The 8,967-nt window shown below is 32.4% G+C and carries 9 protein-coding genes and 1 tRNA gene; 6 read left to right on the top strand and 4 right to left on the bottom strand.

Translation table 11 applies throughout. The features are described 5' to 3' along the window. The 5 genes from RMO83_RS06710 to RMO83_RS06690 all read left to right on the top strand — a co-directional run. Nucleotides 1–620: T9SS type A sorting domain-containing protein (locus RMO83_RS06710; RefSeq protein WP_310558905.1), on the top strand; the 620-nt coding region annotated here is incomplete at its 5' end. A gap of 152 nt (nucleotides 621–772) precedes the next feature. After that, nucleotides 773–2,947: a ribonuclease R gene (gene rnr / locus RMO83_RS06705; protein WP_310558904.1), complete on the top strand. Its 2,175-nt coding sequence runs from the start codon at nucleotides 773–775 to the stop codon at nucleotides 2,945–2,947. 206 nt (nucleotides 2,948–3,153) lie between these two features. Beyond that, a complete protein-coding gene (locus RMO83_RS06700; RefSeq protein ID WP_310558903.1) occupies nucleotides 3,154–3,822 on the top strand; it encodes a head GIN domain-containing protein in 669 nt (222 codons plus the stop codon). 27 nt (nucleotides 3,823–3,849) lie between these two features. Further along, the gene (locus RMO83_RS06695; RefSeq protein WP_310558902.1) at nucleotides 3,850–4,527 is read left to right on the top strand and encodes a LysE family transporter; all 678 of its coding nucleotides are present in this window, start codon (nucleotides 3,850–3,852) and stop codon (nucleotides 4,525–4,527) included. Nucleotides 4,528–4,593: 66 nt separating this feature from the next. After that, nucleotides 4,594–5,271, top strand: coding sequence for a hypothetical protein (locus RMO83_RS06690; RefSeq protein ID WP_310558901.1), 678 nt, complete (start codon nucleotides 4,594–4,596; stop codon nucleotides 5,269–5,271). Nucleotides 5,272–5,417: 146 nt separating this feature from the next. On the opposite strand, the gene RMO83_RS06685 is transcribed toward RMO83_RS06690, so the two are convergent. The 4 genes from RMO83_RS06685 to RMO83_RS06670 all read right to left on the bottom strand — a co-directional run bounded on the left by RMO83_RS06685 (nucleotide 5,418) and on the right by RMO83_RS06670 (nucleotide 6,472). Beyond that, nucleotides 5,418–5,488: transfer RNA gene (locus RMO83_RS06685), tRNA-Cys, on the bottom strand. Nucleotides 5,489–5,603: 115 nt separating this feature from the next. Further along, a complete protein-coding gene (gene folB / locus RMO83_RS06680; protein WP_310558900.1) occupies nucleotides 5,604–5,963 on the bottom strand; it encodes a dihydroneopterin aldolase in 360 nt (119 codons plus the stop codon). Between the two features lies 1 nt (nucleotide 5,964). Next, nucleotides 5,965–6,264 (bottom strand): type II toxin-antitoxin system RelE/ParE family toxin, encoded by a 300-nt coding sequence (locus tag RMO83_RS06675; protein ID WP_310558899.1) that lies wholly within the window; start codon nucleotides 6,262–6,264, stop codon nucleotides 5,965–5,967. Continuing rightward, on the bottom strand, nucleotides 6,254–6,472 hold the full coding sequence (locus RMO83_RS06670) for a hypothetical protein (protein WP_310558898.1): 219 nt from the start codon (nucleotides 6,470–6,472) through the stop codon (nucleotides 6,254–6,256). The genes RMO83_RS06675 and RMO83_RS06670 overlap by 11 nt, the downstream gene beginning before the upstream one ends. Before the next feature lie 125 nt (nucleotides 6,473–6,597). Here RMO83_RS06670 and RMO83_RS06665 point away from each other — a divergent pair, with 125 nt between their 5' ends. Further along, nucleotides 6,598–8,739, top strand: coding sequence for a glutamine--tRNA ligase/YqeY domain fusion protein (locus RMO83_RS06665; protein WP_310558897.1), 2,142 nt, complete (start codon nucleotides 6,598–6,600; stop codon nucleotides 8,737–8,739). Nucleotides 8,740–8,967: the final 228 nt, after the last annotated feature.

Here is an 8,967-nt window from a genome sequence, read left to right as displayed (position 1 = left end):
ATGCTGGTTCGGTTCGTGTGTATCAAAATGTATTGGGAACTTGGACAAAAATAGGTGCTGATATCGACGGAGAAGCTGCGAATGATAGAAGTGGCTTTGGTGTTTCCCTCTCAAGTGATGGAACCACTGTAGCTATTGGAGCTATGCAAAATTCTGGAAGTGGGCTTTATGCTGGTTCGGTTCGTATATATAAAAATTTATCGGGAGTTTGGACAAAAATAGGTGCTGTTATCGACGGAGAAGCTCCATACGATTTTAGTGGTTTAGGTGTTTCCCTCTCTGGTGATGGAACCACTGTTGCTATTGGAGCTGAATTTAATGATGGAAATGGAGAAACCGCTGGTTCGGTTCGTGTGTATAGTTTAGCTGCTGTTTTAAGTTCGGATAGTTTTGTGTTAGCTAATTTTTCAGTGTTTCCAAATCCAACTTCAGAGTTGGTAACTATCAGTTTAGAAGAAGGTTTAAAATTAGAAAAAGTAACTATTTACAAAAGTTTAGGACAATTAGTAAAAACAGAAAATAAGAATGTAATTGCAATAAATACACTAGCTAAAGGCAGCTACTTTTTTGAAGTAATTACCAATAAAGGAAAAGCGACCAAACAGATTTTAGTACAATAAAAAAGTATTATTTTAGATAGAAAAGACCACTATAACGGTGGTCTTTTTTTATAAAAAAAACAGTCAGGTCTGTTATTATTTAATTAAAACTTACTACTTATAAGTTGCTACTTATAACTATTTCGTAATTTTAGACTTTTAAGAAAACAATTATGAGTAAAAAACTGAGAAAACCAGTAAAAAAAGAGAAAGATTTCTCTAATAAAATTGTACAAATTTTAACCCAAAATAGCAACCGAGCTTATAATTACAAACAAATTGCAGCCATTCTTGATGTAGATGATACCAAGTCTAGAAACGAAATCATTCACGATTTAAAAGTCTTGGCTTCGCAAAAAGCAATTATAGAAACTGAACCTGGAAAATATCTCGTGAAAGCCATTTCTGAAGATTATTATGAGGGAACAATTGATATGACGGGCAGAAAAACTGCGTATTTTATATGTCCTGATTTTGGCGAAGATGTATTTATTCCTACCAATAATTTGAATCGTGCTTTAGACAAAGACAAAGTAAAAGTCTATATTTATAATCGTAGAAAAGGAAAACTTCCAGAAGGCGAAGTGATGGAAGTGGTCGAACGTGCCAAAACCGATTTTGTGGGTGTAATTGCGATTCAACCTAATTTTGCTTTTGTATCAACCGCTAATCCTAAGATGTACACCGATATTTTTATTCCGAAAGATAAAATGGGTGGCGCTGAAAATGGTGATGTCGTTTTGGTTCATATCGAAGATTGGCCTAAAAAAGCTGATTCTCCTTTTGGATCAGTTACAAAAATACTTGGTAAACCAGGAGAACACAATACGGAGATTCACGCTATTCTTGCTGAATATGGTTTACCTTCTGAATTTCCTATAGAAATAGAAACATTTGCCCAACAAATAGATACTTCTATTCAAGAAGACGAAATCGCCAAACGTCGCGATATGCGCCAAACACTAACTTTTACAATAGATCCAAAAGATGCCAAAGATTTTGATGATGCACTTTCATTTAAAGTTTTAGATAATGGAAACTACGAAATAGGGATTCATATTGCTGACGTGTCACATTATCTTCAAGAAGGAACAATATTGGATGACGAAGCTTATAACAGGGCTACGTCGGTCTATTTAGTAGATAGAGTTGTACCAATGTTGCCGGAAGTGTTGTCGAATTTTGCGTGTTCCTTGCGTCCTAATGAAGAAAAATATACTTTTTCGGCTATTTTCGAATTGGATAAAAAAGCAAGTATAAAAAATCAATGGTTTGGTAGAACAGTAATCGATTCCAATCAGCGTTTTGCTTATGAAGAAGCGCAGTTTATAATTGAAACTAAAGAAAATATAATTCCTTTAGAAACATCCATCACAGGAGAATCGTATAAAGTTTCGGATGATATTGTTTACGCCATATTAAAACTGGATGAATTGGCTAAAATTATGCGTGAAAAACGTATGGATGCTGGTGCCTTATCATTTGATAAAGTGGAAGTAAAATTTAATTTATCAGACAGCGGAAATCCCGAAGGTGTTTATTTTAAAGAAAGTAAAGATTCGAATCATTTGATTGAAGAATTTATGCTTTTGGCAAACAAAAAAGTAGCTGAATTTATTGGTAAACAAAAGAAGACATTTATCTACAGAATTCACGATGAGCCTAATGAAGATAAGCTTTTTGCAATGCAAGAATTAATCAAGAAATTTGGTTATACAGTTGATTTTTCTGGAGGTTCAATTGCACACGCACTGAATGAATTGATGGAAGAAGTGAGAGGAAAAAAAGAACAAAATTTGATTGATACACTAGCTATTCGGTCGATGAGCAAAGCCAAATATTCTACAGATAATATTGGTCATTATGGATTAGCATTTGATTATTACAGTCATTTTACTTCGCCAATTCGTCGTTATCCTGACGTAATGGTGCATCGATTATTGCAATTTTATTTGGATGGTGGAAAATCAGCTAGTGAAGAAATTTTTGAAAACAAATGTATTCATTGTTCACAAATGGAAGGTTTAGCCACAAAAGCCGAACGTGATTCGATTAAATATATGCAGGTTAAGTATATGCAAGACCACAAAGACCAAGAGTTTTTGGGAGTTATATCTGGTGTTACCGAGTTTGGAATTTTTGTAGAAATAATCGAAAACAAATGCGAAGGTATGGTTAGAATCCGTGAAATCAAAGACGATTATTTTGTATTCGATGAAAAACAATATGCGTTGATTGGTCAAACAACCAAAAGTGTTTTACAACTAGGCGACGAGATTTATGTAAAAGTAAAAACTGCAGATTTAGTTAAAAAACAACTTGATTTTTACTATTTGAGAAAAAATTAGAAAAAAGTATTCAGTTTATAATTTCGTTAAAAAAGATACTATTTGTAAAGTAGAAGATTTTTTTTGTAAGATTATATTTAATTTAACTAAGAATATAAACATCGGAAAAGGTTTTGTGTTGGGTAAAAATAACACCAACTTTGATTCGTTTGTATAGGGAGGATTGATTCGATAATAAATTTAAAAAAGTTTAAATATAAAACACGATGAAGAAGATAATTTTAATCACTTTTGTGATGATTTCACACTTTAATTTTGGTCAAACAACAATCAATCTAGGAGATTTTGATGCTTTAAAAGTTTTTGATCAATTGAATGTCACTTTAGTTCCAGCTGCAGAAAATAAAGTAATTGTTAGCGGAAATAATGAAAGCAGTTTTGAAGCAATCAACAAAAATGGCGTTTTAAAAATTAGAATGAAATTGACAAAAATATGGTCTGGCGAAGACACAAAAGTAACTTTATACTTCAAAAACCTTCAAAGTATTGATGCCAATGAAGGAAGTATTGTGAGCAGCAAACACATTTTTAAGCAAACCACAATGGACTTATCTTCGCAAGAAGGAGCAATGATTGAAGTTGATCTAGATGTCGATAATACAACCTCGAAACTTAATTCTGGTGGTATAATTAATGTATCAGGTAAAGCAATAACCCAAAAAGTAACGATTACTTCTGGAGGAATTTTTAATGCCAAGAATTTAGAAACCTCTCAAACAACCGTTAGTGTTTCAGCAGGTGGAAGTGCTGATGTGAATGCAAAAACTCTTGTAGATGCCAAAGTAAAAGCAGGCGGAACTATTGTTATTTATGGCAAACCAAAAGAAATAAAACAAGAAACCTTTGCAGGTGGAACAATTGTAACAAAAGAATAAGTTCAAAATAAATTTTAAGTTTTTTAAATGATAAACGACATTTTATCTGGTATTCCGTGGGGAATATTTTTAAGTTTTATGATTGGCCCAGTTTTTTTTATATTACTAGAAACCAGTATTATAAAAGGATTTAGAGCGGCTTTAGTGTTTGATTTAGGTGTAGTTTTAGGCGACATTGTATTCATCACCATTGCTTATGTTGGAAGTTATCGCTTAATCACAAGTATTAAAGATAACTCTGCTCTTTTTATGTTTGGAGGAATCTTGATGCTGTCCTATGGTGTTATTTCGTATATCAGTTTACACAAAGAAAAGAAGATTAACATTGATAAAATAGACAATGAAATTATCAAAAAAGATTACCTTGGTTTATTTATAAAAGGCTTTTTCCTGAACATTATCAACATTGGAGTTTTGGGATTTTGGTTGGCTATTATTATTTCGGTTGGACCAAAATTAGAAATGCAAAACTTCAGAATGTTTACTTTTTTTACTTCCGTAATTGTAACTTATGTATTAGTTGATTGTATCAAAATACTATTAGCCAAACAATTAAAAACCAGTTTAACACCTGATAATATTCTTAAAATCAAAAAAGGAATCAGTATTGTTTTGATGATTTTCGGGATAGCTTTAATCAGTCAAGGTTGGTTTCCAAAAGAAAAAGAAAAGTTGAAAGATGTTTTGGAGAGGATTGATAAATAGGTGTTTAGAATAAAATATTAACTTGAAGAAGTCATAAACAAATTAATAAATTTTAAAAAGAACAAAATGAAAAATATTCTAACTTTTGCGATATTGATTTTTATTTTACAAAGTTGTATTTCGGTTGACGAAACAGAAAAGGATAGCCTTCCGTATTATCAATTTACCAATGATGAATTAAAAAAATTAATAATAAAATCAGATATCGGAGATGAAAGAATATATAAAAATCAAGATAATGAATTTATCAAGTTTATAATTTACAAGTCTCAGATAGAAAAATCTTTATTTTCAACGGGTAATTTTTCAAGTAGTTATTCAAGTAATCATTATTATTACGATAGTCAAGAGATTTTGATGTGGTACAAGGAAGGAAATGTATATTCAAGCTGTAAAATTAAAATTATCAAATATCCTGAAGGTTCTAATTATCAAACACAATACCCAATTGTAGGTACACCAAAATTTTATGGATATATTGAATTTCCAATTTGGAATGGGTTTAATAAAGACGATCAATACGACAATACTATCTACATAAATTTTGATCTTCCAACAATAAGTATGAAAGTCAACGAAAAAACATATTTAAAAGTTAGGATTTTTGAATCAGGTAAATCAGCAATTTTATCTCCAAGCGTTCCAACGTTAATGGAAAATAATGTAAATAAAATTTATTATGATGATAATTACGGTATAGTAGGTTTTGATGATATAAATGGAAAATTATGGAGGTTACAATAAAACAATTTTTATCACTCCAGTTTTCCGAAGTGTTGGGTAGCTAGCTCAGCTGCGCAAAGTCTCGCGACTTTGAGCTTACAATCACAACAACTTTTTCCTATTAAATTAAAAAAAAAAAAAGAGACACATTTCTGTATCTCTTCTTGAGGCATCGTCCGGATTCGAACCGGAGTAGGAGCTTTTGCAGAGCCCAGCCTAGCCGCTCGGCCACGACGCCAATTATTTATTGGAATGCAAATGTACTATAAAAATTCCAAAAAGCAAATCCCAAATTCCAAATATAACGCATAATAGATTTCTATTGGAATTTGGAATTTTTTTTAATTTGGAATTTAATTCCGATATTCTTCCATTTCTATCGTAACGGCTTCAACATCACCGCCAATAGGAGGATTCAGTTTTGAAACAGCTAATGTAATTCTAGAAATTGCAGCCACTTCATCAAAAATTCTTTTGATAATTCGGTGGGCGACCTGTTCTAATAAGTTTGCTCGAATCTCCATTTCTTCCACCACAATTTGGTTCAAAAGCACATAATCAACAGTGTCTTCCAGATTATCTGAAATTGACGATTTTCTTAAATCAGTTTTGACTTCTAAATCAATAGCATAATCAGAGCCTATTTTTCCTTCTTCGATTAAACAACCGTGATAAGAGTAAGTCCGAATATTTTTTAGTTTTATAATTCCCATGTTATAGTTTTAATCTTGTGGTATTTGGATCTTGATGATTTGAAGTTACAGCTTGTATAGAGACTATTTTTTCGTTTTCATCAACTGTAAAATGAATGGTATAAGGGAATTTCTTTAAAGGTAATGTTCGAACAATATTATATTTTTCCTCAAAAAAAGGAAATTTATAAAGCGTTTTTAAATGGTCTTTGTAATCTAAAAGGAATTTTTCACCCAAACCTTTTTGAATATTTTCATAGTATTGAACAGCCTCTTCAATTTCTAAATCAGCTCTTTTTACTATTAAAACTTTAAAAACCATATTTCTTTTTTAAATTTTCTAAAGCCACATCAGCATCAATATAGTCCTCTGGTTTAGCGTTTTTCATGCGTTCTAAAACCATTTCTTGTTGCCAAACAGGAACTTCATTCGTAGTGTTTTCGGCTATGGAAACGTCAGGAATATGCTTAAAAAAACTAATAAAAGTTTCATAAAAACTGTCTGGAATTGTAACGGTTAACTGTCTCATAACATTTGATTTTTACACAAAAATACAAATTAAAATCATTGTTTGTTATTTATGACTAATCTAACTACAAACCATAAACCCTGAACTATAAACTTTTTATATCTTTGCTAAAATTAAACAAAATTATGTCAACCGAAGAGAAATCACTTCATTTTATAGAACAAATCATTGAAGATAGCTTAGCAAGCGGTTTTCCCCAAGATAAATTACGTTTCCGTTTCCCACCAGAACCTAATGGGTATTTGCACATTGGCCACGCTAAATCCATTTGCTTGAATTTTGGTTTGGGTTTAAAGTACAATGCGCCAGTTAATTTGCGTTTTGACGATACTAATCCAGCCAAAGAAGAGCAGGAATATGTAGATGCCATTAAAGAAGATTTGCATTGGTTGGGTTTCGAATGGGCCGAAGAACGTTTTGCTTCTGATTATTTCCAGCAACTTTACGATTGGGCGGTTCTTATGATTAAGAATGGAAAAGCTTATGTCGATAGTCAATCTTCCGAGGATATGGCAACTCAAAAAGGAACTCCTACACTAGCAGGAATTGATGGTCCTTTTAGAAATCGGTCGATAGAAGAGAATTTGACTTTGTTCCAAGGAATGAAAAACGGTGATTTCCCGGAAGGAAGTCACGTTTTGCGCGCCAAAATTGATATGGCTTCGACCAATATGTTGATGCGCGATCCCTTGATGTATAGAGTTTTGCACCGTCATCATCATAGAACAGGAGATTATTGGAAAATCTACCCAATGTATGATTTCGCTCACGGAGAAAGTGATTATATTGAGCAAATTTCGCATTCTATTTGCACCTTGGAATTTGTGATGCACAGGGAATTATACAATTGGTTTTTAGACCAAATTTACCCTGAATCAAGTTCAGGGTCTAATGACTTAAATAAGGTAAGACCCAACCAATATGAATTTGCGCGTTTGAACTTGAATTACACTGTAATGAGCAAGCGAAAACTATTGCAATTGGTTCAGGAAAATATAGTAAATGGTTGGGATGATCCAAGAATGCCAACGATTTCAGGTTTGCGTCGAAGAGGTTACACAGCGAATTCCATTCGAAAATTTTGTGATATCATTGGCGTTGCCAAAAGAGAAAATGTGATTGATGTATCGCTTTTGGAGTTTTGTTTGCGTGAAGATTTAAATAAAACAGCGCCAAGAGTTATGGCAGTTTTAGAGCCAATAAAAGTTATAATTACCAATTATCCTGTGGATCCCGAAGGCTCGGGAGAAGAAGTTTTGGACGCTGAAAACAACCAGGAAGATAACGAAGCAGGTTTCAGGAAAGTCCCTTTTTCCAAAGAATTATACATCGAAAGAGAAGACTTTTTAGAAGAAGCTCCAGCCAAGTTTTTCCGTTTGTCCATAGGAAGAGAAGTGCGATTGAAAAACGCTTATATTATTAAAGGCGAAAGTGTCGTAAAAGATGCAGCCGGAAATATCACAGAAATTCACGTTACATATGATGAAGATTCACGAAGTGGAAGCGGGAGCGAAGCCAGTCAAAGAAAAGTGGCCGGAACCTTGCATTGGGTTTCTATCAAACACGCCCTTGAAGCTGAAGTTCGAATGTATGACCGACTTTTTATCGATGAATCACCGGATAGCCACAAAGAGAAAAACTTCCTGGATTTTATGAATCCAACTTCTTTGCAAATTGTAAAAGGATTTGTTGAACCAAGTCTTTCAACAGCTCAATCTGGAGATAAATTTCAGTTTCAACGTTTGGGTTATTTCAATGTTGACAAGGATTCAACAGCTTCTAAATTGGTTTTCAACAAAACTGTCGGATTAAAAGATGCTTGGGAAGAAAAAGGGAAAAAAGAGGAAAATTTATTGATGAATACCCAAAAAGAAATCAATAAATATGTCAAAGAAAAAGACGAAAATGCTGCAGAAATCCTTCTGAAACCAATTATTGAAAACATCAGAAGTGTCGATAATTTCAGTTTGATTGTGCAGACCATTATTAAAAATATTAAAAACGACAATAATTCGTTATTGTTCTCGAATTTGATTTTGAAATATTCGGATAAAGCTTTAGCCAAAGACATCGAACAAGAACCTTTGACAAAATTATATTCGATGTCGTTAAAAAGTCAATTAGCAGCAGTTCGATTTTTTGCTATTCAAAATTTAGTAAATGATTCAAATAATTTGAATGAGTTTATTCAACAACTTTCAGAAGTGGAAAAAATTGAAAAAAGCGAAAAGGTTTTGGAATTATTAAGAAGCACTTTACAGTTATAGTTTTTGACAATAAAAATCGCATCAACAATGCGATTTTTTAATTATTGGAAACACCTATAAATTTTCTGTTTACCATAGTATTTACCAATCAAAAACAGCGTCCATAAATGCTTTTTAAAGCAGTTTTTCAAGTTTTACAGGTGTTTTGTCGTTACTATAAAGTTCTTAATAATACGACAGCTTATTTGAGTTTTGAGTCTAATTTAATTTACTTTAACTCCTTATTAA

The sequence above is a fragment of the Flavobacterium sp. genome, from assembly GCF_031423415.1.
GTDB lineage: Bacteria > Bacteroidota > Bacteroidia > Flavobacteriales > Flavobacteriaceae > Flavobacterium.
This window is presented reverse-complemented; position numbering and strand designations above follow the sequence as displayed.

Bases quoted from the DNA above. Each gene is read 5' to 3' on its own strand.
- rnr (WP_310558904.1), top strand. From the start codon at position 773: ATGAGTAAAAAACTGAGAAAACCAGTAAAAAAAGAGAAAGATTTCTCT.
- RMO83_RS06700 (WP_310558903.1), top strand. From the start codon at position 3,154: ATGAAGAAGATAATTTTAATCACTTTTGTGATGATTTCACACTTTAAT.
- RMO83_RS06695 (WP_310558902.1), top strand. From the start codon at position 3,850: ATGATAAACGACATTTTATCTGGTATTCCGTGGGGAATATTTTTAAGT.
- RMO83_RS06690 (WP_310558901.1), top strand. From the start codon at position 4,594: ATGAAAAATATTCTAACTTTTGCGATATTGATTTTTATTTTACAAAGT.
- folB (WP_310558900.1), bottom strand. From the start codon at position 5,963: ATGGGAATTATAAAACTAAAAAATATTCGGACTTACTCTTATCACGGT.
- RMO83_RS06675 (WP_310558899.1), bottom strand. From the start codon at position 6,264: ATGGTTTTTAAAGTTTTAATAGTAAAAAGAGCTGATTTAGAAATTGAA.
- RMO83_RS06670 (WP_310558898.1), bottom strand. From the start codon at position 6,472: ATGAGACAGTTAACCGTTACAATTCCAGACAGTTTTTATGAAACTTTT.
- RMO83_RS06665 (WP_310558897.1), top strand. From the start codon at position 6,598: ATGTCAACCGAAGAGAAATCACTTCATTTTATAGAACAAATCATTGAA.